This window comes from Bacillus sp. MZGC1, assembly GCF_002998605.1.
Classification (GTDB): Bacteria; Bacillota; Bacilli; order Bacillales; family Bacillaceae; genus Bacillus.
Genome location: NZ_PVRE01000002.1, coordinates 684,005 through 708,036, shown reverse-complemented (window position 1 = coordinate 708,036; position 24,032 = coordinate 684,005). Strand labels below are relative to the sequence as shown.

Below are 24,032 nucleotides of genomic sequence, written 5' to 3'. Positions count from 1 at the left end.
CGTGTTCACGCCCTCTCTTTTTTCATGGAGCTTATAATTGCATGTGCGATGTCATCCACATGCCTTGTTTCATGTGCAAGGCCTGCTTTAATGACTGATTTAGGCATTCCGAAAACAACACATGATTCTTCTTTTTCTGCAATGACTTTCGTAGGACCGCTTGCGACCATTTTTTTGACACCTTCTGTGCCGTCACTACCCATGCCTGTCATAATGACAGCAATTTTCTCGTAACCCTTTATATTGCTGATGGATTCAAATAAATAGTTAACAGAAGGTTTGTGCCGGCTTTCCGTGTCCTCTGGAGACAGCCTGATGACTAAGGATGCCCCTTGTTCATGAAGTGACATATTCATTCCACCAGGAGCTATGTAAGCCACTCCATTTTTAGCGATATCTCCATCTTGTGCTTCTTTAATCGAAATTTGAGATAAATGGTCTAACCTAGTAGCAAGTGATGCCGTAAATCCTGCCGGCATATGCTGCACAATCAAAATGGGTGCTTCTATGTCCTTTGGCAGCTTCGTGACGACTCGTTGAAGTGCTCTTGGCCCTCCCGTCGATGTTCCGATTGAAATAATCTTTCGGAGTGAGCTGCTTTTTACTGCTTGCGGGCGAGGAAAAGCCACTGGACTTGGCGTCTTCATCACCGGCTTAGGAGAAATCTGCACTTCTGTGCGTTTCCTTGACATCCCTGCCGCAAGCACTCGCTCTACAATTTGGCCTCTTACTTTGTGCAAATCGAGCGAAATACTTCCTGAAGGCTTTGTCACAAAGTCAAACGCACCAAGTTCTAAGCAATGGATAGTTAAATCTTTCCCTTGCTTTGTCTGGCTTGACACCATAATCACGGCAAGGTCATGTTCAGCCAGAATTTGTTTTAATGCTTCTGTTCCATTTAAAACAGGCATTTCCACATCTAGTGTGACAACATCTGGATTCAGTTCCTTGATCCGTTTTAAGGCATCTTCCCCATTTCGCGCCGTTCCGACGACTTCTATTTCTTGCTCGGCACTTAGGAAATCACTAATGAGCTTTCGCATAAAGGCCGAGTCATCTACTACAAGCACTCTAATCATGAGTCCACCTTCCTCCTTTTAAAAAAAGAGGACAACTTATCTATAAACGTATGCTGCTCTCTCTGTGCCTCTCTTATCTGCTGTTGATAAAGTGTTTCTGCCAGCATCTTGATCGTTTTACTCAGCCTTGAATGAGGCTGCTTGATATAAAATGGAATTTGTTCAGCCACTGCTTTTGGAACCGCAGGATCATCTGGCACAGCACCAGTAAATACTAGTTTTCTGTGTAGAAATGATGTGACCACTCCTGCTAATTTCCGGTAGGTTTCAGACCCTTCTGACGGGGTTTTACACCGGTTGACAATGATTTGCACAGATTGTTCAAACTGATGAATAGCTAAGTGTTTAATTGCGCTGTAGGCATCCATGATCGATGTTGGTTCTGGCGTTGTCACAACCACAACTTCTCCTGCTGATAAAACAAAAGGCAGTTGATCTTTTGACAAGCCGGCACCCATATCAAAGAAGATACAATCAAAGTCGTAGATCATTCTTTCCATTTCCTCTAGAAAGAACGACCATTGATCTTTATCTAAAGAAAACAGCTGTTCAAGTCCGCTTCCGCCAGAAATGTAATAAAGGTTGTTCGTTCCTTGTGTCATAGCTGCTCGGATAGATTTCTTCCTGACAAGAACATCTAATATAGAGCTAGTCGATGTTTTTCCTAGTAAAATATCAATATTCCCCATACCAAAATCAAGGTCGATGACTAACACTCGCTTGCCTGCATTTGCGATAGACAGTGCCATATTCAGCGTCAAATTTGATTTTCCTACTCCGCCTTTACCGCTCATGACAGCAATCGTTTTTGCCTGTCCGCTTATACCAAGAGGAGCCGGTGTGATCGTTTGATTCTGCTGAACGAGCTTTCTTAAACCTTCCGCTTGGTCGGGCTTCATCATTGTAAGACCATCCTTGTTAATTCAAGAGGAGAACCCTCAAGAATATCCTCAGGTACATTTTGACCATTTGTTAAAAAGCCAAGGCCGATTTGAGAGTCTGTAATGATTTGAAAGATTGTTCCCATCGTGTCTGTTTCATCTACCTTTGTAAAAATGAATTGGTCGATTGGAACGTGTTCAAATCGTTTAACCATGGCTTTCATGTCCTGATACTTCGAGGTCGCACTCATCACTAGGAAACTTTGAAAGCTTTCATCAAATGGAATAATGTCTGTCAGCTCTTTGATATACGCTTCTTCTTTAAAGTTACGACCGGCTGTGTCTACGAAAATATGATCATACTCTTTAAAGGTCTCTTGAGCTTTCACAAAATCCTCTCTCGAATAACAAACCTCAAGCGGTGCATTGAGCAGTTCCGCGTATGTTTTCAGTTGTTCGATCGCTGCAATTCGGTACGTATCTGTTGTAATAAAAGCGATTTTCTTTTGCTTCTGAATGGCAGTTTTGGCAGCCAGCTTTGCAATTGTTGTTGTTTTACCAGCCCCAGTTGAACCAAACAGCACAATGTATTTTGAACGAATCATCGGCTCATCAGAAGTGTGAGCCGGCAGCATATCTGTCAGCAATTGTTCAAGTTCTTTTTGAATTTGATCTTCTTTGACAGCACCCTTCGTTAAAAGACCTTTGAGACATTCGTCTCGAATGGCATCATCAAGACCTTGATCCTTAAGCTTTTGATCGATTGCCATGAGAGGATCGGGCAGAATACCAGCATGCCGCTCATTCCTCGCATATTCTAAAGGCTGAGTATGAGAAGGTACTGGTTTCAATGCCTCAGGAGCAAAGGATGGCTCTGCAGGCCGGTGTTGCACCTGCTCCTTTTTCGGAAATACTTGAAGAGGAGGCGCAGGATGTCCACCTTTACCCGCTCTTTCTTCAAAATCTTGATCCAGCACAGCTATTACTTCAACCATTTGCTGTTTCTTTAAACCGAATAGCTTTCGTTTCACAACGGTTTTGGAATTTAAAATGACGGCATCCTTCCCAAGCTGCTGCCTAATTTGAATCGTTGCTTCCTGCATTGAATTCGCTGTGATTTTTTTCATTTTCATTAGATATCCACCACTCCGATGCTCTGTACTTCCACATTTGCTTCTAGTTCGTTATAAGATAGTACCGGTAAATCCGGGAAATATCTTTCTAACAGCTGCTTGACGTACATTCTTATAGGAGGTGAGCACAATAGAACCGGCGTTTCCTGACGAAGCGAAAGCTGTTCAATTTCTCTCGCCACTGATTGAATCACACTTTCAGAGGATTCTGGATCTAATGATAAGTAGTTGCCATGCTCTGTCTGCTGTACGCTGTCAGCAATCACCTTTTCCACTCGGCCTGAGCATGTCACGACTTTGAGCGATTCATTTTCTCTTGCATATTGTGCGGTAATCTGTCTTGCCAGCGCCTGTCTGACATACTCTGTTAACAAATCTGTATCCGTCGTTAATTTTCCGTAGTCTGCAAGCGTCTCAAAAATGGTGACAAGATTTCGAATAGAAACCTTTTCTTTCAACAGTTTTGCCAACACTTTTTGAATATCACCAACTGCTAGTGGATTTGGGGTCACCTCATCCACTAACACAGGATAACTTTCTTTCAGATGATCGATTAATTGCTTCGTTTCTTGACGTCCGAGCAGTTCGTGTGTGTTTTGTCTAATCTTCTCTGTGATGTGAGTAGACACAACAGATGCAGGATCTACAACCGTATAGCCGAGCATCTCAGCCTGATCTTTTTCTGCTTCTGAGATCCATTTAGCCGGAAGACCAAAGGATGGCTCGATTGTTTCAATTCCTTCAATCGGATCATCATCAGGCGTAGGAGACATCGCTAAGTAGTGATCAAGCAGCAGCTCGCCTTTTGCCACTTCGTTCCCTTTTATTTTGAGTCGATACTCATTTGGGTTAAGTGCAATGTTGTCTCGAATTCGGACAACTGGAATCACAAGACCTAGTTCAAGGGCAAGCTGCCTTCGGATCATCACAATTCGGTCTAACAGGTCACCGCCTTGATTTGCATCGGCTAGCGGAATCAAGCCATAGCCAAACTCAAATTCAATGGCATCCATTTGGAGAAGGTGAATGACACTTTCTGGACTTTTCATCTCTTCTACCTCTGCCTGTTCCTCTAGTACCTCTTCTATTTCTTCTTGATCCTGTTTGTTTTTTGACATCAAGTATGCACCGAGGGCAAGTAAACCTGCGATCGGTCCTGTCAAAAGTACGCCGATTGGAGTAAACAACCCAAGAAGGAAGATCGTACCTGCTGTGACGTAAAGCATAGCTGGGAATGCAAACAGCTGTTCAGTGATATCTGACCCAAGGTTCCCATTAGAAGCAGCCCTTGTGACGACAATCCCTGTCGCTGTTGAAATGAGAAGTGCAGGAATTTGTGAAACAATCCCGTCTCCTACCGTTAATAATGTAAAGTGGGAAGCTGATTCTTGAATCGACATTCCTTGCTGAAGCATCCCAATAATAATCCCAAAAATAATATTAATAATGACGATGATAATACCTGCGATGGCATCCCCTTTGACGAACTTACTTGCCCCATCCATCGCACCATAAAAGTCTGCTTCTCTCGCTACTTTTTCACGACGATTTCTTGCTTCACTTTCTGTCAGCATTCCTGCATTTAAATCTGCGTCAATACTCATTTGTTTACCTGGCATCGCATCAAGGGTAAATCTTGCCGCAACCTCAGATACACGCTCTGCCCCTTTGGTGATCACTATAAATTGAATGATGATCAGGATAAGGAAGACAACCAGACCAACGAGTATATTTCCTCCAACAACAAATGAACCAAACGTTTCTACAACTTTTCCAGCGTCTCCAGTTGAAAGGATAGATCGTGTTGTAGAGATGTTAAGCCCTAAGCGAAACAGCGTTAAGAGCAAAAGCAATGATGGAAATATTGAAAATTGCAGTGGTTCTTGCATGTTCATTGTGGTGAGAAGCACGATAAGCGCAAGAGAAATATTAATAATGATTAAAATACTTAATAGCATTGGCGGAAATGGTATGACCAGCATCGCCACAATTAAAATAACACTGAATAAAACAGATAAATCTCTTGCTGCCATGCCTGTTCTCTCCTTTTAAAACCAAAAATTCATAAAATCTTTTGTTTCGTTTTATATACGTAAGCTAAAATTTCTGCGATCGCCTTAAAGTATTCCTCTGGCACCGCTTGGTCGATGTCGACCTGATCATATAGTGCACGAGCGAGCGGCCGGTTTTCTACGGTCATGATATCGTGCTCTTTCGCAATCGTTCTAATTTTCAAAGCCAAAATATCTGTTCCCTTTGCCACAACAAAGGGCGCGTCCATCTTTTCTTCGTCATATTTTAAAGCAATTGCATAGTGGGTTGGGTTTGTAATGATGACGTCCGCTTTTGGGACTTCCTGCATCATCCGTCTCATGGCCATTTCCCGCTGGCGCTGTTTAATCTTTGATTTTATGAGCGGGTCACCCTCAGATTTTTTATACTCATCTTTAATGTCTTGTTTGGACATCCGTAAGTTTTTTTCATAATCAAATTTCTGATACATATAATCAAGCCCTGCTAAGATCATGAGAGCACCTGCTGCATACAGACCCATAATCAAGGTCATATTTGCGACGAAATGAAGGGTTTCCTCTGCTGTTAATAAAGGAAGCCGCAGAATTTCGTCAAAGTGCATCCAAAGTGCAATAAATGTCGCAAAACCAACAAAACCAATTTTCAAAATAGATTTTAATAGCTCTACGAGGGCTCGAATACTGTATATCCGTTTAAACCCTTTGATAGGATCTAGCTTTTCTAATTTCGGTTTGATGACTTCTGTTGAAAAGAGAAAGCCAACTTGTAAATAGTTACTGATGACACCTGCCAGCATACCAACACCAAGGATTGGCATGAGAAGGAGCGCTGTTTCCTGAAGCAATTCCATGAATAGTTGATGAATATTAGATGTGCTAACCTTCATTAGCATGGTTGTTGAATAAAAACGTTCAATAAGCGCAATAATACGCTCTTTCATAAAAGGCCCAATAAAAAAGAATGATAAAAAGATTAATAGAAATGAGATGGCTGTATTGACGTCGGTACTTTTGGCAACCTGACCTTTTTTACGTGAATCTTGTCTCTTTTTCGGCGTTGCTTTTTCTGTTTTTTCACCTGCGAAAAATTGCAAGTCTAGTCTAAGCCTTGTCATCATGACGAACCACCGACCAATGCTAAGAAATTCCTCATGGTGAGTACAATCGTATCAAATGTATTTTGGACAACACCGAAGATGACGCCCATACAGATGATGATCATAATAAAACTCACACCCATTTTAATAGGAAGTCCGACCACAAATACGTTCATCTGCGGAACTGTTCGTGCCACAATGCCCAGTGCCAAATCGACCAAAAACAAGCTGGCGACAACCGGTGCCGAGATTTGAAAGGCAATGATGAACATTTGGTTGAAACTCTTTGCAATAAAGTAAGCAAAGGATTCACTGCCGAAATTCAGTGCGTACTGATCAACTGCAATATATTGAAAGCTGTAATAGATTCCATCAAGTAGCAGGTGGTGTGCATTGGTTGCCAGCATCAATAGCAATGTGACCGTATAAAAAAACTGCCCCATCAGCGGCGTTTGCGCCCCTGTTTGTGGATCAATTACATTGGCGATCGCAAAGCCCATTTGAAAATCAATGAATGAGCCGGCAATTTGAACAGCGGACACCATGATATATGCAATCAGTCCAAGCAGAAGTCCGACCATTGCTTCTTTCACAGCAAGCATCATATAAAGACCGTCTACGTCGAGTGCTGGCGGTTCCTTAATCGTGCTAAAACTAATCACGGCTAAAAACAGTGAGAAGCCAACTCTGTGTACAGCTGGGATTGTTCTATGCGCTAAAAGCGGTACTGTCACAAAAAAAGCGGTGATCCGAATAAAAACTAACAGAAAAGCAGGGAATAATTCTATGATTGACATCGCTGGTTAACCTGCAAATCGATCTAAATTCGAGAACAGCTCTGTCGTAAAGGACACAATGGTTGACAGCATCCATGGACCAAACACAACAAGCCCAATAAGAACTGCAACAATTTTAGGAATGAACGCAAGCGTCTGTTCTTGAATTTGGGTTGTCGCCTGAAACACACTGACAATCAGTCCCACAATAAGAGCGAGCGCTAGAAGCGGCCCACTGACAAGCAATACCACATACACTGATCTTTCAGCCATCGTAATGACAAATTCTGAACTCATGTTTTAAGCACCTACTCTAAAAGCTTTGCAGCAAAGATTTAACAATCAAATACCATCCATCGACTAAAACAAATAACAATATTTTGAAAGGGAGCGATATCATAACCGGAGGAAGCATCATCATCCCCATTGACATCAGGACACTTGCGACCACCATGTCAATAATTAAAAATGGAATAAAGATCATGAAACCAATTTGAAATGCCGTCTTTAATTCTGAAATAGCAAAAGCGGGTACCATCGCCGTTAACGGAATATCTTTTATCGATTCAGGTGTATCCATTTTTGCGTAACTAAGAAATAAAGCCAAATCCTTCTGTCTCGTATGTTTACTCATAAACTCTTTAATTGGCACTTCGGCTTTTTCATATGCCTGATTTAGCGTAATGTCATCATTTAAAAGCGGCGTCAGTGCCTCTTTATTAATCTCTGAGAACGTGGGTGCCATGATAAAAAATGTGAGAAACAAAGCAAGCCCTACAAGCACTTGGTTTGGCGGCATTGAGTTGGTTGCAAGTGACGTTCTAACGAATGAAAGTACAATCACTATTCGTGTAAAACATGTCATTAAAATGAGAATGCCTGGTGCAACCGAAAATACGGTTAAAAGTAAAAGAAGACGGACAGACGTGCTAATGTTCCCTGCACCGCTGGAATTAAATAAATCGATAAACTCATTCATTTTGTTTCGGGCCTTTCTTTCTGACTTCTGCTTGGGTCTTTTTCAATTCGGCTAGCTGCGCCTTCAAATTGGCTGAAAAAGAAGAAGTGGTTGGCTGATTTTGTTTCTTTACCTGCGATGTGAATTTTTGAACGATTTTTGGTAAATCTGTTTTGCTTTCCATCGCTTCTTCATATTGTTTCACGATCGCTTCACATTCTTGTTCATCATCAATTTCTTTTAGCAGCTGGATTGAGTCCGCTACTCCAACAACTAATACTCGTCTGCCCACTTTGATAAGCTGGACTGAACGGTTTTGGCCAACCGTCGTTCCGCCAATATTTTCAACATAGCGAAATGGTTTAAGTAAGCGGTTTTGCTTACCAACAAATCTCACCAATCCATATATGAGCAGGATGACAAAAAGTAAAGCACCAATCATTTTGACAAAATCCATAATGGAGACAGAAGAAGAGGGAACTTCTTCTGCCGGATTCGTTTGATTGTCAGTGGTTGTCTTTTCTGTATCCTTTTTGCTGCCTTTCTCTTCTTTGAGCCAGTCATTCACTGTGCCATTTTCAGGATCTTTCGTTTCAGCAAACAGTGAGGCAGGCTGCATCGTCAAGAAAAGCAAAAAACTGATCATTGCTATACATATCAAACGTTTTTTCAACAAGTCTTACACCCTTTTTTAGCCTAACGTTTTATTAATTGCTTCAAGTACACGGTCTGCCTGGAACGGCTTCACGATAAAGTCTTTTGCACCTGCTTGGATCGCGTCAATAACCATTGACTGCTGCCCCATTGCAGAACACATGATGATTTTTGCAGAAGCGTCGATTTGTTTAATTTCTTTTAGCGCTGTGATCCCGTCCATTTCTGGCATTGTGATATCCATTGTGACAAGGTCTGGAGAAGTTTCTTTGTATTTTTCAACTGCTTGAGCGCCGTTTTCTGCTTCTCCTACGACATCAAATCCGTTTTTTACAAGAATATCCTTTATCATCATTCTCATGAATGCTGCATCATCTACGATTAATACCTTAGTAGCCATTTACTTATTCTCTCCCTATATGTTTGTTTATTTTAAATTAGAAAGTCTTTCTGACTGACTTAATATATCAGTCACACGAACACCAAAGTTCTCATCAATGACAACGACTTCCCCTTTGGCGACAATTCGTTTGTTCACCAGAATGTCTACTGGCTCCCCAGCAAGTTTGTCCAGTTCAATGATACTTCCAGCTGAAAGCTCAAGGACTTCTTTTACACTGCGCTGAGTTCTTCCAAGTTCCACCGTAATGGAAAGCGGAATATCCATCAGCATATCAAGATTTCCAAGCTGGCTTGTTGTATGCTGAGGCTCACTGAACGCTTCAAATTCAACAGGTGCTACATTTACAGGTGCTGCCGGCTTTGGCTTCGCCTGTCTTTTCGCCGGAGCTGCTTGCTGCGCTGGTGCAGACTGCGTTTGCGGAGCTGCCGGCTGAGGTTCAGGTGTGCTCACTTGAGTGTCTTGAACCGGCTCTTCCTCTTGCGCAGGGTCTGTTAATTCTGCGATTAAATCCTTCGCAAATGTAATAGGATAAAGCTGCATAATATTTGAATCGATGAGTTCACCTATTTTTAATCTGAAGGATACTTTGACAAGCATTTCTTCAGCTGGAATGCGGTCTGTCCCTTCTCCTTCTTTCACATCAAGTAATTCGACGCGCGGCGGAGAAATATCAATCTTTTTATTAAAGACCGTCGACATGGATGTCGCAGCAGAACCCATCATTTGGTTCATTGCTTCTTGCACTGCACTTAAGTGAATCTCGCTTAAAGAAGGGTCAGCATTTGTCCCGTCTCCGCCCATCATTAAGTCCGCAATGACTGCTGCATCTGTTTGCTGGACGACAAGCAAGTTACTTGCGCTGAAGCCTTCTGTATAATTCACTTCAATAGCGACATACGGATGAGGAAATTCCTCATTCAGCATACTTTTTTGAATCACTGTAACAGTTGGAGTAGTAATCTCCACTTTTTGATTTAATAGGGTTGAAAGTGCTGTTGCAGAGCTACCGAATGAAATGTTTCCGATTTCCCCAATGGCATCTTGCTCCATTGCAGAAAGGATTGTATCAGGCTCTATATCGTCATTGCTGCCTCCTTTAAGGAGCGCATCGATTTCGTCTTGTGATAATTTACTTCCGTTATTCTCCATCTTCTTCACCTCTTATGTCGTGATCTAGAATTTGAATCGCCTGTTTCCGATTCACGCGGCCGGCCTGTCCCAAGAATTTCGGTTTATTTCCGACCATAACAGTAAGAGGCGCATTTACTGGTTTGTCCAAGGCAATACAATCACCAATTTCCAAATTCAAAAACTCTTCCACCGTCATTTCCGATTCCCCTAGCTCTGCGACTACCGGTATTTTTGCCGTCATAATCCGTTTTTCAATGGCCTTTGTTTCTTGTTGTTTTGGTTCATTTCGTTCAGACTGCATCCAGTAGTGTACAGACAGCTTCGGAATAATAGGCTCCAATACAACATGAGGAATACATAGGTTAATAACCCCGCTGACCTCACCAATTTGTGTATTAAGAGAAATGACGACAACTGTTTCGTTTGGTGACACCATTTGAACAAACTGGGGATTTACCTCGAAATCTGCCATTTCAGGCTCGATGTCGGTTATGGACTGCCACGCTTCTCTGTAATTTTCCAAAGCTCCCTCAAACATGTTTGAGATAATCTTTGTTTCGATTTCTGTAAGTGATTCTGTCTTATTATGACTAATGCCAATCCCGCCCATCAGCCTGTCCATCATGGCATAGCCGATTGTTGGGTTCACTTCAAGCATGATTCTTCCTTCAAGCGGGCTGACGTAAAATAAGTTTAATAATGTCATATTAGGAATCGAACGAATAAATTCTTCGTATGGTACTTGGTCAACCGAGCTGACAGTAATTTGAATATATGATCTTAGCTGAGCTGAAAAGTGCGTGGTGAGCAGTCTAGCGAAGTTATCATGAATCCTTGTTAAACTTCGAATCTGGTCTTTCGAAAAGCGCAGTGCACGTTTAAAATCATACACCTTCACTTTTTTCGTCGTTTCTTCTTTTTTCAGCTCTTCTGCATCCATTTCGCCTGTAGATATGGCGGATAATAATGCATCGATCTCATTCTGGGAAAGCACTTCTCCTGACATTTCTTCACCTCCATCGTGTCAATTAATCGCCTCTATTGCAGATTAAAGGAGGTTATATATACTTCTTTCACCTTGCCATCTTGCAAATAGTTATTCACTTTGTTTTTGACTAGTGTTTTAAAATGTTCTCTGCCTTTTTTGCCATCAAGTTCATCTGCATTCGTGTCTGATAAAATGTCGATTACGGCGTCTTTCACTTGAAAACTTCTTTTCTCGAGCTCTTCTTTTGCTTTTTCAGAATCCGTTTCAATATTCAATACAAGTTTGACAGCATTTCCTTCAGACTTTAAATTAGTAATAATCTCAGGAATTTCAACAGAAGCTTTTACGACTTCATCTGCTGTTGGCTCTTTTTCTGCTTTTGCTTCGTCTGACCCATTCAGCAGAAAAAAGATGCCTGCTCCAATTCCGACGATGGCAATAATCATGATTAGCATTACTACGACTAATTTCTTCTTCATTCAAACTCCTCTATTCCTTGATTCAATGAAATGACTTGGATTTTTCTGTAGAAAGAAATGATTTTCTCTTGAAGCTGCTCTTTATCTTCTTTCACAACGAATTTCTTTCCATTGGCTAATGTAATGGTCGTGTCTGGAAAGCTTTCGATTTGCTCGATATGGAGAGCGTTCAGCATAAATCCTTTGCCATTTAATCTTGTCACTTCAATCATATTAAGCAGAGAAGCGATAAACCGCTCCCCCTACCTCCTATCGTTTCAGATTCACAAGCTCTTGCAGGATTTCATCAGATGTTGTGATCGTCTTTGCATTCGATTGGAAACCGCGCTGCGCGATAATCATTTCAGTAAACTCGTCTGTTAAATCAACGTTTGACATTTCAAGTTTACCTGTTTGGATGACGCCCGTTCCTTGTTCACCAGGTACGATAGGGTTACTTGGAGCACCTGAGCTTAAGGTCTGGCGGTAAAGGTTGTCACCAACTTTGTCTAACCCTCCTGCGTTACGGAAAGATACGAGTGATACTTGACCAACGGTTCTTGATACATTGTTTTCAACAACCGAAACCGTTCCATCTGGACCAACACTCACACTCGAAACGCCGTCTGGAATCGTTATCTTTTGTCCATTCATTCCAAGCAGATAATTTCCATCAGGGGTGACTAAGCTTCCCTCTGAATCAGTGTCGAAATTCCCTGTTCTTGTATAAAGAATTTCTCCTTGACTTTCAATCCGGAAAAACCCATCTCCATTGATATAGAAGTCGTAAGGTTCATTTGTATTTTGAGAAGATCCCGCTGACATGATTTTATCAATAGAAGATAAAGATGATCCTAAACCAATTTGTTTTGAGTTGATTGAACCAGAGTTGTTCGTTGGTCCACCAGAACTTCCAATGGTTTGGCTGACCATATCTTTAAAAGTGATACGGCTTTTTTTGTATCCGTGTGTATTGACGTTGGCTACGTTGTTGGCTACAACATCTAATTTTGATTGGAAGTTTTTCATTCCGCTAATTCCTGAGTAAAGTGAGCGTAACATTTATTTTCCTCCTCGAATTACTTCGTTTTTTCTCCAACTGCTGTAACATCCCAAGGGCTGATTTTCGTTCCATCTTCTAAATACAAGAAGTATTCATTGTTTATGTTTTTAACAGACTTCACAGTGCCTGATATCTCTTTATCATCTTGTTTACCGGATACTTCTTTACCAATCCAGCCTACATACGTCGTAAATGGATCTTGGTGTGCAACAAATGTAGACATAAGCTGATTCAGCTTGGTGATAGAATCGTTCATATTGGTTTGCTGTTCTAAAGATGAAAATGTTGCAAGCTGTGTGACAAACTCACGGTCATCTAGTGGGTTTGTCGGATCTTGGTTTTGAAGCTGTGTAAGCAATATTTTCAAGAATTGATCTTTGCCAAGCGTATCTGTTTTCTTTTCTGCCTTTGAAGAAGTGTCTGTTTGTGCGACTGTTCTATTTGTAGCATCAACTGTTGCCATTAGATTTCCTCCTCTTCTTCATCTGACCCAACAAGAGCATCCAGTACATCTTGGAATTCTGCTTCCTGTTCATCAGGCTTCTGGAAATTATGCCCTTTTGACTGCTGCTGCTTGTTTTCTTCATTAAACTGTCCAAATAACGGCTGCTCATTTGATTGAAGCGGTATATGGAAACGGTCCACTTGAACCGACATATTCGGAAGCGCCTGTTTGAGCTGCGGCAGATGGTGCTCTAACAGCTCTTTCGCTGCTTGCGTTGAAGCTGTAATTTTACTCGCATACATGCCGTTTTGCTTCGTCAGCTGAATCGTGATAAATCCAAGATTTTCTGGATTTAATCGAACTGTGAAGCGTCCGCTTGAGTTTCCAAATGGCGTGAATTTCATTTGCTTCCACGTATTTAGTATTTGCTGATCAACCGTTCCCGGCTTTTCATCCATTGTTTGTGTCTGCTGAACAGGAGCTGCTGATTGCAGTTGAAAAAACTGCTTATGACCTGGCAAAAGCGTATGAGTGATGTTTTTTTCAGAAGCAGGTGCAGCAGTGCTTTGTCCTTTGACAACTTCCTTTTTGATGAGCCATTCAAGGGAGGAAGCACCTTTTGCCGGAGAAGCAAGAGTAGATTCTTGTCTTGGAGAGACCAATTCTTTTAACTCTCCTAAAGCAATTTTTAACTCTTTGTCTGATCCTTTTGCGTTTGCCATCATATGGTCGATTAACTGATTAAAGTGTTTCAGCTCACTTTGAGACATCGAATTCAGTTTTGGTGCTGAACCCTGCGAGAAAAACTGCTCTTTTACTTGCTGAATCAGTTTCTCATCTACCCCATTTTTTGAAAGAAAGTGAATGAAGTCTTGACCCTTTGCATCAATATCCTGCACTAGCTTTGCATCAAAGCTGAGCGGCTGTTGATTGAGCAGTTGATATAAGAAAAAGTGGACTTGTATGAGCTGCTCACTATGTTCAGAAGCTGGCTTATCAGCTTGATCACCGTAAATGGATGATTCCATTTTTTGAAATAGCTCTTCTAGTGACTTGAGATCAGACGAATCAAGCGTTTGACCTTGAAGTGTTTGAAGCGCTCCAAGAAGGTCTCCGTCGATCCCTTCTTCAGGTGATTGCATCCATTTTTCAATGATTTGCATCGCATCATTGATGGAAAGAGAGGCACCCGCTGTTTCAGCATTAACAAGACCGCTTTGTGCGCCTGCCCCGCTAAGTAATTGTTTAAACAACCCGCGTGCAGATGCCACGCCGCCTCCCTTTGGCCCCGAAAGACCTTGAGACGATTGCTGTAAGGCTCCAATATCCAATAGCTTCACTTATTGTCCACCCCCATTTTCACTTTCTTCTTTTTTAGCAAGCTCTTTCGTAAATGTAGCTGCCTTCTGAGGTGTCAGTTTTGCTAATATGTCTGTTAGTTTATTTTTGCTCAGCTCTTCGAGGATCTTCAATGCCTCTTTATCACTTAATTCTGATAAAATTTTGGCGGATTTCCCTGCGTCCATGCTTTCATAGATACTGACAATCTTCCCTTTAGGTTTCTGGTTAGAGGCTCCTGCCCCATCAGAAGTTGTCCCTGACGCATTATTACCTGATGTATCGCTTGATGAGCTGTTGTTTGTTGAACTATCACTCGCTGACGTATTATTCGCATCATTTTTAGATGTTTTTTCAAGCGAACTGATTTTTTGATTCAGTCTTTTAATCTCTTCATCACTTGTTTTTAAGTCTTTTTGTGCAATTTCAAGTTCATTTTTTTGCTCTTTAATGGTTTTTTTCAGTTCTTTTAATTCTGCATCGCTTTGATCATTATGTGAAGATGACGTTTTTGAGGTGTCATCTGAACCAACCAAACTGCTGATCACCGGAATGTTTTGGAGCGGTTTCTTTAGATCAAAACCCGCAATATAAAGGATTGTGCCAGTCACAATCACAAGCACAATCAATGGGATAATGACAATAAACAAGATCCATTGAAATTTACCGCCGCTTGATTCCTTCGTTTTTTCCTTCTTAGGCATTATCTCGACTCCTAATGTCCTTGAAACATGAATTGGCTGATAGAGATATCATCCATTTCTTTCATTTCAATGGCCTTATGTTCAAGGGAAAACTTTTCATACTGCTTTTCTTTCATTTTTTCAAACTTTTTAAACTCAATGTTTTTTTCAGTTAAATCAGATTGTTTTTCATTCATTTGATGGCGTTTCATGATCACAAGCTGCTGATAGTGCTGAATGGTGTTATCTAAATTGGTCACAAATTGCTGGTAATGACGCATTTCTTGAACACTCATACCACTTCTCAGCTTTTCTTCTTTGCTTTTTTCCATTAATTCTTTTTTACTCATATTTTCATAGAGTTTTTCAGCGACTTGCTCAAATGCTGAAACGGATTGTTGGTACGCTGCGAGTGACTTGTCTTTCTCACTTTCTTTCAGTTCTAAGAGCTTTTGAAATTTGTATTGATATCTCACTGTTTTTGTCAATCCTCTCTATTCATCAAACGGAGCAATAAATTCACACTGTCTTCAATAGATACAGCTTCTTCTACATCCTGCTTCAAAAATGAAATCAGATGAGGATAAGCCTGCATGGCCTCATCAATGTCTTTCGAGGAGCCTTTTTTATAAGCCCCAATGTTAATGAGGTCTTCAGCGTTTTGATAAGTGGATAAAAGCTGGCGGAACCGGTTGGCCGCCTCCTTGTGATCATGACTTGCGATATTGCTCATAACGCGGCTGATACTTTTCAGAATATTGACAGCGGGAAATTGTCCTTTGTTGGCTAAAGCACGATCAAGTACAATGTGGCCATCTAAGATCCCCCTGACTGTATCAGCGATTGGCTCATTCATATCGTCACCATCAACAAGCACTGTGTAAAACGCTGTGATGGAACCAAGCTGATTCGTTCCAGTTCGTTCAAGTAATTTAGGCAGTATAGCGAACACCGAAGGCGTATATCCTTTTGTCGTTGGCGGTTCGCCAGTTGCAAGACCGATTTCCCTTTGTGCCATAGCGACCCGTGTAACAGAGTCCATCATGAACATGACATTTTTCCCTCTGTCTCTAAAATATTCCGCAATAGCTGTTGCTGTATAAGCAGCTTTCATTCTCGTCAGTGCAGGCTGGTCAGAAGTTGCGACAACAACAATCGAACGCTTCAGTCCTTCGGCACCTAAATCCTTTTCAATAAACTCACGAACTTCACGGCCACGCTCTCCTACAAGGGCAATGACATTCAGATCTGCTTCTGTCTGCTTTGCAATCATTCCCATTAAGGTACTTTTTCCAACACCACTTCCAGCAAAAATCCCGATCCTTTGACCAGTGCCAACTGTGAGCAGACTATCGATCACTCTGACACCAACGCCCATCTTTTCTCGAATCGGCGGCCTGTCCATCGGATTTGGGGGAGACTGTTCTGTCGAAACAGGCGCAAGTCCCTTTGGAAGCATACTGCCGTCCAGCGGATCACCGAAGGCATCAACGACTTCGCCGATTAATCCAGTCCCAACTTTGACCTTCAGCGACTCACCTGTCGCTTCAACTAGACTTCCTGGTGAAATATTGGATGCTTCTACATAAGGCATGAGCAGAATGTTTTCATCTCTAAACCCTACGACCTCTGCTTTTATCGGATCGTGCCTACGCCCTTTTTTATGAATGAGACACACGTCTCCGATAGAACTCTCCGGCCCCTTAGATTCAATCATCAGCCCAACAACTCGATTGACTTTGCCAAATCGTTTATAAGGATCGGCGGTTTCAATTGTTTCTTTTAACACATCAATGTTCATTTGTGATCACCTGAATCAATGACTTCTAGTAACTTTTCTTTCAACTGATTCATTTGGGTATCAACACTCGCTTCCACTTTTCCAAAGCTTGTTTCTACGTAACAAGTCCCTTTTGGCGCTTTTTCATCCGAGTAAATGGCAAGGTGTGTATCCTTTTGAAGGATTCTGATTAATTCGTCTTTATACTCCATCACATGATCGTAATGTTCAGGGTCAACATAGATGGAAATATCGTCATATTCTTTCACTTCTGAAATGACCTGCTTCACGAGAGCCAAAAATTGATCTTTCGTGTCCTCAGCCGAGTACCAAACGCGTTTGGCGAGTTCGAAAGCCAGTTCCACAATTTTTTCTGCGGAGCTTTCAATTTTTTCTTCGTAATCCTGCTTGGCAAGACTGACAATGTCATTCGCTTGATCAAGAATCGATTGGTACTGCATATTCGCATCTGTTTCACCCTTTTGGAAGCCATCTTGGTAACCTGCTTGTTTCGCTTCTTCAATGAGCTGCATTCTTTCTTCTTCAAAAGCAGCGCGGCGCTGATTGATTTCAGCCATTGTTTTTTCAAGCTCACTATTTGCTTGTTCTACTATACGGCTTGCTTGATCTTCAGCATCACTTAGTACAAGCTGCGATGCTTCTGTTTCATTGACAAGCTCTTCTTCATGATGTTCTTTTTTGAACTCCACTTGCTGCAAAGGAATCGTTTGCCGGCCTTGCTCAGGAATAACAGATGTTTCATGTTTGATAATCCTAGACAATGATATCGTCTCCTCCGCCTCGAGCTATGACGATTTCTCCAGCTTCCTCGAGTCGTCTTACGATGCTGACAATACGAGTTTGTGCTTCCTCGACATCTCTAAGCCGGACAGGTCCCATAAACTCCATTTCTTCTTTGAACGTTTCGACCATTCGCTGTGACATGTTGCGGAAGACAATTTCTTTGACCTCTTCGCTTGCCACTTTGAGCGCGAGCAATAAGTCATCATTTTCAACATCTCTGATCACACGCTGAATCGCTCTACTGTCAAGAGTGACAATATCTTCAAAGACAAACATACGTTTCTTAATTTCATCAGCAAGCTCAGGATCTTGAATTTCAAGTGTGTCTAAAATGGTCTTCTCGGTCGCACGGTCTACACCATTTAGTACTTCTACAACCGCTTCGACCCCGCCCGTTTGCGTATAGTCCTGCGTAAAGGTTGAAGAAAGCTTTTGTTCAAGAATGCGTTCCACTTCATTGATGATCTCTGGAGATGTGCGGTCCATTAAAGCAATACGTCTCGCAACCTCTGTTTGTACTTCCTCTCCTAATTCAGATAAAATCTGCCCAGCTTGGACTGGATCTAAGTAGGAAAGGATGAGCGCGATGGTTTGTGGATGCTCATGCTGGATAAAGTTTAAGATTTGTTCTGGGTCAGCCTTTCGAGCAAAATCAAACGGTTTCACTTGAAGCGAGGATGTTAATCGGTTTAAGATGCTGTCCGCTTTGTCCTCACCAAGCGCTTTTTCAAGCACTTGTCTTGCGTACATAAGACCGCCTTGTGATATGTAGTCCTGCGCGATGGCGATGCTGTGAAACTCTTCGATGATTTCATCTTTCTTAGCAGTATCTACACTTCGTACATTGGAAATTTCTAATGTTAATTTTTCTATTTCGTCTTCAGACAGATGTTTGTATACAGATGCTGACACGTCTAGCCCTAAGGAAATCATTAGGATTGCTGCTTTTTGTCTGCCTGTTAGTCGATTTGGATCTTTTCTCGACATGTGTATTCCTCCTAATCCTCGGACAGCCAGCTGCGTAGCAATTTAGCAAAGTCTTCTGGTTTTTCTTTTGCCATTTTTTCAAGCTGATTTTTTCTCACCATTTCTTCTGTTTCTGGTTCAGTGTCGATATCAGGAACATGGATTGGTGTACGTTCATCAAACTCAAACTCTTCTTCCTCTTCTTTTCTGCGTTTACGCACAAGAAGAATAATGAGAGCGATAATTGCAAGTAGTAGCACACCGCCTACAATATAAACCCAGATTGGAATATTGTTTGATGGGTTTTCTGCTGCAGTTTGCTGTTTACCGTCTAATTTTGATACAGATAAAACAATTTTGTTATCTAAGTCCGCTTGAGTGAGCGCTTGACCATTTGTGTATTCTTTATCAATTGAAGTGCTAATGATCGTTGAAAGAATCTTTTTGATATCATCTTGCCTTTCAGGTGTTAAAGAGTTCACATCGTTTGCAGTTGGTGGTTCGACCAATGCTTGAATGCCAACATCTCTAATTTTATAAGGGCTCTCTTTGATATCTTTATGAATGCGGTTGACTTCATAGTTGATACGATCTTCGCTCTTTTCGTAATCTCCGCTACCGTTCGCTCCATCGGCGCCTTGATAATTTGTGACATCATCGTCGCCTGTTCCAGCGGTGCCTCCAGCTGCTGCACCATTTCCTGAATAAGTTTCAGCAATCTTTTCAGCACTGACAGCAATGCCTTGCATGTTTTCTTTATCAACTGGTTCTACAAGATCTTCTTTTCTTTTCTCTTCAGTAAAATCAATGTCTGTTGTGACCGATACAGCCACTTTTTCTTGACCCATCATTGTTCCGAGCAGCTGTTGAATTTTTCTTTGAAGGTTCTTTTCAATCTCTTCTTTTTTCTGCTGCTGTGCATCCATTCCACTTGCATAAGAATCGGAACTGCTGTTTAAGTCGTAGTAGTTGGAATCTTGGTCCATAATGACAATGTTTTCTGTCTTTAAATTCGGCACACTTTTTGAAATAAGATGATAAAGGCCTTTTACTTGCTGCGGCGCGAGCGTGTAGCCAGACTCAACTTGCAGCACAATGGATGCTGATGCATTACTTTGCTCTTCTCCAACAAAAACGGAATCTTTTGGCAGGTTAATCATAACTTTTGAATCTTTAATCCCATCAATCGTGTTGATCAGATTGGATAGTTCTGTCTGAGTTGCGTCTACTTTCAGAACATCAAATTCATTATCTGTTAAACCGAAGCCGGAATTGTTCGCAAAGAAGGAATAATCAATATTCCCTGTCTTAGGGAGACCCTCAGATGCGAGTGTTACTTTTAAAGTGTCGGCCTGCTTTTCTGGAACGAGAATCGTTGTTCCATTATTCGCAAGTTCCGATTTAACGTTTTTGCCATCCAGTTCCTGTTTGATTTGCCCAGCTTCTGCCTCAGACAAATCTCTAAACAATGGAACCATTTTTTCAGAAGAAGCAAAGATGCTAACAACCGTAATAATGATTGCTAGGGCAGCAACGCCGCCAATCATGAGTATTTTTTGTAATTTTGATCGATTTCGCCAAAACTCAACTGTTTTTGTTCTTAATTGCATTAAAGTACGATTCATCTTAACCCCCGGTCATTCCATTCAGTCTTTTTTTGTCCGTCAGCACCTCCTACATCTGCATTCTCATAATCTCTTGGTACGCTTCGACTGCTTTATTTCGAAACTCCGTTGCAGCTGTGAGTGTCACACTCGCTTTTTGCGAGGCAATCATGACTTCATCGAGATTGACATCTTTTCCTTGTGCAAGAGCATTTGTATACTGGTCTGATTTCAGCTGTGATTGATTTAATGCCTCAATGGAATTCTTCAGCACATCAGAGAAATTCGTTTGACTTTTAGGTGCAGCCGCCTGAACGGACGATGCATTCGTCAATTCACTTGCTTGCTGAGCGGTTTGAAGCTGGAAAGGAGATATTGCGTTAACCAATTCTTTTCACCTTACTTTCCTATTTCTAAAGCTTTCATCAACATGCTTTTATTCGCATTTAGTGCGGTCACGTTTGCTTCATATGACCTTGAGCTGCTGATGAGGTCAACCATTTCCTTTAATGGATCAACATTAGGTGTTTGAACATATCCATTTTCATTGGCATCGGGATTTGTAGGATCATATTGAAGGTTGAATGGAGTTTCGTCTTCTGTAATCTTCGTTGCTTTCACGCCGTTTCCTAATTTGCCGCTCGAATTCATGCTTGAGTTCAATATAGATGAAAACGATTCACCTGACGGCTGTAATGTGACGAGCTTACGTCTATAAGGCTCCCAGTTGCCATCAACCTGTTTCGCTCTTGTTGTATCCATATTTGCAAGGTTAGAGGATACAACGTCCATTCTGAGCCTCTGAGCTGTTAATGCTGAGGCCGAAGCGTTAACGCCTGAAAAAATTGACATCACTTACCTCCTGTCAAAACTGTTTTAAGAGAATTGAATTTTCCACTCATTCTTTCAACCAACGCATTATACTGAATTTGGTTTTTAGCGAGTTCACTCATCTCTTGATCAATATCGACATTATTTCCGTTTTCTTGATATGAAGTACGGTTGCTCGAAACAACTGAATAATTAGACCCTGTTTTAGAAAAATCAATGTGACCTTGGTATGTTTTTTTAGCATCTAACTTGATCGACGCATCGTTTAGCATATCATGAAAAGCGACGTTTTTCGACTTGTAGTTCGGTGTGTCTATATTCGCGATATTATTGCTTATGACTTTTTGCTTAACATTCGCTCTGCCCAAGGCATTCTCAAGGTTGCTTATCGTTCCAGAAAATATATCCAAAACCATATACCTCCAATCATATGTATTTCATTCCATTTAATCATGTCGAGATTTGTAAAACCATATGTTCATTGTAAGAAATAATAGGATTAAAGTCTATGATGTATATGTAAAAAAAACTCGTAATATATATCTATTTTACGAATAGGTATAAAGAACTAGATTCAAAGAACTAAGAATTGTAAGGGTTTTCTTGGAAAAAAGAGTGTCATTTTTCGGACAAATCCTCTTTTTTATAAAAAAATACCCCTTTTCAGCTTGTAATTTTGGCCGAAAAGGGGTTTTGATTAATGAGATTTTAAATTTTCAAGTTCGATTAAAAATTTGTTGTTTAACACTTTGATATACGTTCCCTTCATTCCAAGAGAACGAGATTCGATGACGCCTGCACTTTCTAACTTACGTAAGGCGTTCACGATCACTGAACGAGTGATTCCTACACGGTCAGCAATTTTACTTGCCACAAGAAGCCCTTCGTTGCCATCAAGTTCTTCAAAGATGTGCTCAATGGCTTCAAGCTCACTATATGATAGAGAACTAATCGCCATTTGGACAACGGCTTTACTTCTTGCTTCTTCTTCGATTTCCTCTGCTTTCTCACGAAGGATCTCCATTCCAACAACTGTTGCACCGTATTCAGCAAGAATTAAATCATCATCTTTGAATGTATCTTGCAAACGAGACAGGATTAACGTGCCTAAACGATCTCCTCCTCCGATAATTGGAACAATGGTTGTCAAACCTGATTCGAATAAATCACGGTTCTCAATCGGGAAAGCTGTATACTCACTATTAATGTCAAGGTTTGAAGATGTTTCAGGGATGTTGAATAGACTCTTTGTATATTCTTCAGGGAACTGACGGTCTTCAAGCATTTTCTTCATACGCGGATTTTCAATCTGCTGGTTGATCGAGTAGCCTAGAAGCTTCCCTCTTCTGCTTAACACGAAAATGTTTGAATCAATGACATCTCTCAACGTTTCTGCCATTTCCTTAAAATTAACTGGTTTCCCCGCTGCATCTTGCAGCATTGAGTTAATAATCCTTGTTTTTTGTAGTAACGCCATATTAATGATCCTCCTAGATTACTTTATTCATTTGTTAAAGTATAAATTGACTTAAGTCTTTGTTATTTGCAATCTTTCCTAGCTTCTCTTCTACATACTGAGGGGTAATGGTCACTGTCTCCAGTGTAATATCAGGCGCCTCAAATGAAAGCTCTTCAAGCAGCTTTTCAAGTATGGTATGAAGCCTTCTTGCACCGATGTTATCTGTCTCCTGATTGACATGATAAGCCACTTCGGCAATCTTATGAATAGCATCGTCAGAAAATTCAAGAGATATACCTTCTGTTTCAAGTAAAGCTTTATATTGCTTTAATAATGCATTATCTGGTTCCGTTAAGATTTTCACAAAGTCTTCGATACTTAATTTATCTAATTCTACACGGATTGGGAAGCGCCCTTGAAGCTCTGGAATCAAATCTGATGGTTTCGCCATATGAAATGCACCTGCTGCTACAAAAAGCACATGGTCTGTTTTCACTGCCCCATATTTCGTCATCACAGTTGAACCTTCTACAATCGGTAAAATATCACGTTGAACACCTTCACGAGAAACATCTGCAGATGATGCACCACCGCTTTTGGCGATTTTGTCGATTTCGTCGATAAAAATAATCCCTTGCTGTTCTGCTTTATAAACGGCTTCCTGACTGACTTCATCCATGTCAATTAGTTTTGAAGCTTCCTCAGCAGTTAACGCCTTTCTTGCTTCTCTGACGGTCAGCTTTCTGCGTTTTTTCTTTTTAGGCATGAGATTGCCAAGCGCATCCTGCATGTTCATGCCCATTTGCTCCATACCCGAGCCCTGAAGCATATCAAACATGGATGGCTGCTGCTCTTCAACTTCGATCGTGACGTAATGATCTTCAAGTTCTCCCATAGCCAGCTGATGAGTGATTCGCTTTCTTGTCGATTCAAGTTCAACTTCTTCACTTGATTGATCTCGATCACGGTCATCTTCATCAGAACCGCCAAACAGCATCTCAAAAGGATTTTTCACAGACTGGCTTTTTTTCTTGCCAGGAACAAGTAAATGAACAAGACGTTTATTTGCTTGTTTTTCTGCTTCTTCTTGAACGTCTTTCATCTTTTCTTCTTTGACAATTCTGATCGCTGTCTCAACTAGATCTCTGACCATCGATTCTACATCACGGCCGACATAACCAACTTCAGTAAACTTCGTCGCTTCCACTTTAATAAAAGGCGCACCAGAAATTTTTGCAATTCTGCGGGCAATCTCTGTTTTCCCCACACCTGTTGGGCCGATCATTAAAATATTTTTCGGAACGACTTCATCCTTTAGCTTATCATGTAAAAGGCTTCTTCTGTAACGGTTTCTTAAAGCCACCGCCACTGCTTTTTTCGCATCAAGCTGACCAATAATATATTGATCAAGCTTTTCAACTATCTCTCTTGGGGTGAACGGCTTTTTCTCCATACGTCTCATGTCCTT

Annotated in this window: 28 protein-coding genes; all 28 read right to left on the bottom strand. The window is 41.2% G+C overall.

The annotated features are described in order from the left end of the window. Positions 1–5: 5 nt before the first annotated feature. The 28 genes from C6Y06_RS08825 to hslU all read right to left on the bottom strand — a co-directional run bounded on the left by C6Y06_RS08825 (position 6) and on the right by hslU (position 24,017). Positions 6–1,079 (bottom strand): protein-glutamate methylesterase/protein-glutamine glutaminase, encoded by a 1,074-nt coding sequence (locus tag C6Y06_RS08825; RefSeq protein WP_106030843.1) that lies wholly within the window; start codon positions 1,077–1,079, stop codon positions 6–8. Beyond that, a complete protein-coding gene (locus C6Y06_RS08820; RefSeq protein ID WP_106036789.1) occupies positions 1,076–1,981 on the bottom strand; it encodes a MinD/ParA family protein in 906 nt (301 codons plus the stop codon). The genes C6Y06_RS08825 and C6Y06_RS08820 overlap by 4 nt, the downstream gene beginning before the upstream one ends. Continuing rightward, positions 1,978–3,093, bottom strand: coding sequence for a flagellar biosynthesis GTPase FlhF (flhF, locus tag C6Y06_RS08815; protein ID WP_106030841.1), 1,116 nt, complete (start codon positions 3,091–3,093; stop codon positions 1,978–1,980). The genes C6Y06_RS08820 and flhF overlap by 4 nt, the downstream gene beginning before the upstream one ends. Further along, positions 3,093–5,126, bottom strand: coding sequence for a flagellar biosynthesis protein FlhA (gene flhA / locus C6Y06_RS08810; RefSeq protein ID WP_044141909.1), 2,034 nt, complete (start codon positions 5,124–5,126; stop codon positions 3,093–3,095). The genes flhF and flhA overlap by 1 nt, the downstream gene beginning before the upstream one ends. Before the next feature lie 29 nt (positions 5,127–5,155). Further along, positions 5,156–6,244 carry a flagellar biosynthesis protein FlhB gene (flhB, locus tag C6Y06_RS08805; RefSeq protein WP_106036788.1) on the bottom strand — a complete coding sequence of 363 codons (1,089 nt, stop codon included), beginning with the start codon at positions 6,242–6,244 and terminating at the stop codon, positions 5,156–5,158. After that, the gene (gene fliR, locus C6Y06_RS08800; protein WP_034662349.1) at positions 6,241–7,020 is read right to left on the bottom strand and encodes a flagellar biosynthetic protein FliR; all 780 of its coding nucleotides are present in this window, start codon (positions 7,018–7,020) and stop codon (positions 6,241–6,243) included. Before fliR ends, flhB begins: the two co-directional genes overlap by 4 nt. A 6-nt stretch (positions 7,021–7,026) precedes the next feature. Beyond that, positions 7,027–7,296, bottom strand: a complete 270-nt coding sequence (fliQ, locus tag C6Y06_RS08795) for a flagellar biosynthesis protein FliQ (RefSeq protein WP_003211206.1) — start codon at positions 7,294–7,296, stop codon at positions 7,027–7,029. 16 nt (positions 7,297–7,312) lie between these two features. Beyond that, positions 7,313–7,978, bottom strand: coding sequence for a flagellar type III secretion system pore protein FliP (gene fliP, locus C6Y06_RS08790; RefSeq protein ID WP_007499580.1), 666 nt, complete (start codon positions 7,976–7,978; stop codon positions 7,313–7,315). Next, positions 7,971–8,630: a flagella biosynthesis regulatory protein FliZ gene (gene fliZ / locus C6Y06_RS08785; RefSeq protein ID WP_034662351.1), complete on the bottom strand. Its 660-nt coding sequence runs from the start codon at positions 8,628–8,630 to the stop codon at positions 7,971–7,973. Before fliZ ends, fliP begins: the two co-directional genes overlap by 8 nt. Before the next feature lie 18 nt (positions 8,631–8,648). Continuing rightward, entirely contained in the window at positions 8,649–9,011 is a 363-nt protein-coding gene (gene cheY / locus C6Y06_RS08780) for a chemotaxis protein CheY (protein ID WP_007499584.1), read from the bottom strand. 27 nt (positions 9,012–9,038) lie between these two features. Then, on the bottom strand, positions 9,039–10,163 hold the full coding sequence (fliY, locus tag C6Y06_RS08775; RefSeq protein ID WP_034662352.1) for a flagellar motor switch phosphatase FliY: 1,125 nt from the start codon (positions 10,161–10,163) through the stop codon (positions 9,039–9,041). Further along, positions 10,153–11,151, bottom strand: a complete 999-nt coding sequence (fliM, locus tag C6Y06_RS08770; RefSeq protein WP_003212239.1) for a flagellar motor switch protein FliM — start codon at positions 11,149–11,151, stop codon at positions 10,153–10,155. Before fliM ends, fliY begins: the two co-directional genes overlap by 11 nt. Positions 11,152–11,183: 32 nt before the next feature. Continuing rightward, on the bottom strand, positions 11,184–11,612 hold the full coding sequence (fliL, locus tag C6Y06_RS08765; protein WP_034662353.1) for a flagellar basal body-associated protein FliL: 429 nt from the start codon (positions 11,610–11,612) through the stop codon (positions 11,184–11,186). Beyond that, positions 11,609–11,824, bottom strand: a complete 216-nt coding sequence (swrD, locus tag C6Y06_RS08760; protein WP_034662354.1) for a swarming motility protein SwrD — start codon at positions 11,822–11,824, stop codon at positions 11,609–11,611. The genes fliL and swrD overlap by 4 nt, the downstream gene beginning before the upstream one ends. 37 nt (positions 11,825–11,861) lie before the next feature. Next, positions 11,862–12,653 carry a flagellar basal body rod protein FlgG gene (gene flgG / locus C6Y06_RS08755; protein WP_034662356.1) on the bottom strand — a complete coding sequence of 264 codons (792 nt, stop codon included), beginning with the start codon at positions 12,651–12,653 and terminating at the stop codon, positions 11,862–11,864. A gap of 17 nt (positions 12,654–12,670) precedes the next feature. Further along, on the bottom strand, positions 12,671–13,117 hold the full coding sequence (flgD, locus tag C6Y06_RS08750; RefSeq protein ID WP_060596260.1) for a flagellar hook assembly protein FlgD: 447 nt from the start codon (positions 13,115–13,117) through the stop codon (positions 12,671–12,673). After that, positions 13,117–14,439, bottom strand: coding sequence for a flagellar hook-length control protein FliK (locus C6Y06_RS08745; RefSeq protein WP_106036787.1), 1,323 nt, complete (start codon positions 14,437–14,439; stop codon positions 13,117–13,119). Before C6Y06_RS08745 ends, flgD begins: the two co-directional genes overlap by 1 nt. Continuing rightward, complete coding sequence (locus tag C6Y06_RS08740; RefSeq protein WP_106036786.1) at positions 14,440–15,141, bottom strand: MotE family protein; 702 nt, start codon at positions 15,139–15,141, stop codon at positions 14,440–14,442. A gap of 11 nt (positions 15,142–15,152) precedes the next feature. Then, positions 15,153–15,596, bottom strand: coding sequence for a flagellar export protein FliJ (gene fliJ / locus C6Y06_RS08735; RefSeq protein WP_034620036.1), 444 nt, complete (start codon positions 15,594–15,596; stop codon positions 15,153–15,155). A gap of 8 nt (positions 15,597–15,604) precedes the next feature. Continuing rightward, complete coding sequence (gene fliI / locus C6Y06_RS08730; protein ID WP_034662365.1) at positions 15,605–16,921, bottom strand: flagellar protein export ATPase FliI; 1,317 nt, start codon at positions 16,919–16,921, stop codon at positions 15,605–15,607. Continuing rightward, positions 16,918–17,682: a flagellar assembly protein FliH gene (fliH, locus tag C6Y06_RS08725; RefSeq protein ID WP_034662367.1), complete on the bottom strand. Its 765-nt coding sequence runs from the start codon at positions 17,680–17,682 to the stop codon at positions 16,918–16,920. The genes fliI and fliH overlap by 4 nt, the downstream gene beginning before the upstream one ends. Beyond that, positions 17,675–18,691, bottom strand: a complete 1,017-nt coding sequence (gene fliG, locus C6Y06_RS08720; RefSeq protein ID WP_008344808.1) for a flagellar motor switch protein FliG — start codon at positions 18,689–18,691, stop codon at positions 17,675–17,677. The genes fliH and fliG overlap by 8 nt, the downstream gene beginning before the upstream one ends. Before the next feature lie 11 nt (positions 18,692–18,702). Next, positions 18,703–20,295 (bottom strand): flagellar basal-body MS-ring/collar protein FliF, encoded by a 1,593-nt coding sequence (gene fliF / locus C6Y06_RS08715; RefSeq protein WP_060596256.1) that lies wholly within the window; start codon positions 20,293–20,295, stop codon positions 18,703–18,705. A 49-nt stretch (positions 20,296–20,344) separates the two neighbouring features. Then, positions 20,345–20,662, bottom strand: a complete 318-nt coding sequence (gene fliE / locus C6Y06_RS08710) for a flagellar hook-basal body complex protein FliE (protein WP_007499609.1) — start codon at positions 20,660–20,662, stop codon at positions 20,345–20,347. Between the two features lie 11 nt (positions 20,663–20,673). Then, positions 20,674–21,126 carry a flagellar basal body rod protein FlgC gene (flgC, locus tag C6Y06_RS08705; protein WP_012009953.1) on the bottom strand — a complete coding sequence of 151 codons (453 nt, stop codon included), beginning with the start codon at positions 21,124–21,126 and terminating at the stop codon, positions 20,674–20,676. Then, the gene (gene flgB / locus C6Y06_RS08700) at positions 21,126–21,515 is read right to left on the bottom strand and encodes a flagellar basal body rod protein FlgB (protein ID WP_012009952.1); all 390 of its coding nucleotides are present in this window, start codon (positions 21,513–21,515) and stop codon (positions 21,126–21,128) included. Before flgB ends, flgC begins: the two co-directional genes overlap by 1 nt. Positions 21,516–21,802: 287 nt before the next feature. Further along, positions 21,803–22,582 (bottom strand): GTP-sensing pleiotropic transcriptional regulator CodY, encoded by a 780-nt coding sequence (gene codY / locus C6Y06_RS08695; protein ID WP_012009951.1) that lies wholly within the window; start codon positions 22,580–22,582, stop codon positions 21,803–21,805. A gap of 34 nt (positions 22,583–22,616) precedes the next feature. Next, on the bottom strand, positions 22,617–24,017 hold the full coding sequence (hslU, locus tag C6Y06_RS08690; RefSeq protein ID WP_060596254.1) for an ATP-dependent protease ATPase subunit HslU: 1,401 nt from the start codon (positions 24,015–24,017) through the stop codon (positions 22,617–22,619). Positions 24,018–24,032: the final 15 nt, after the last annotated feature.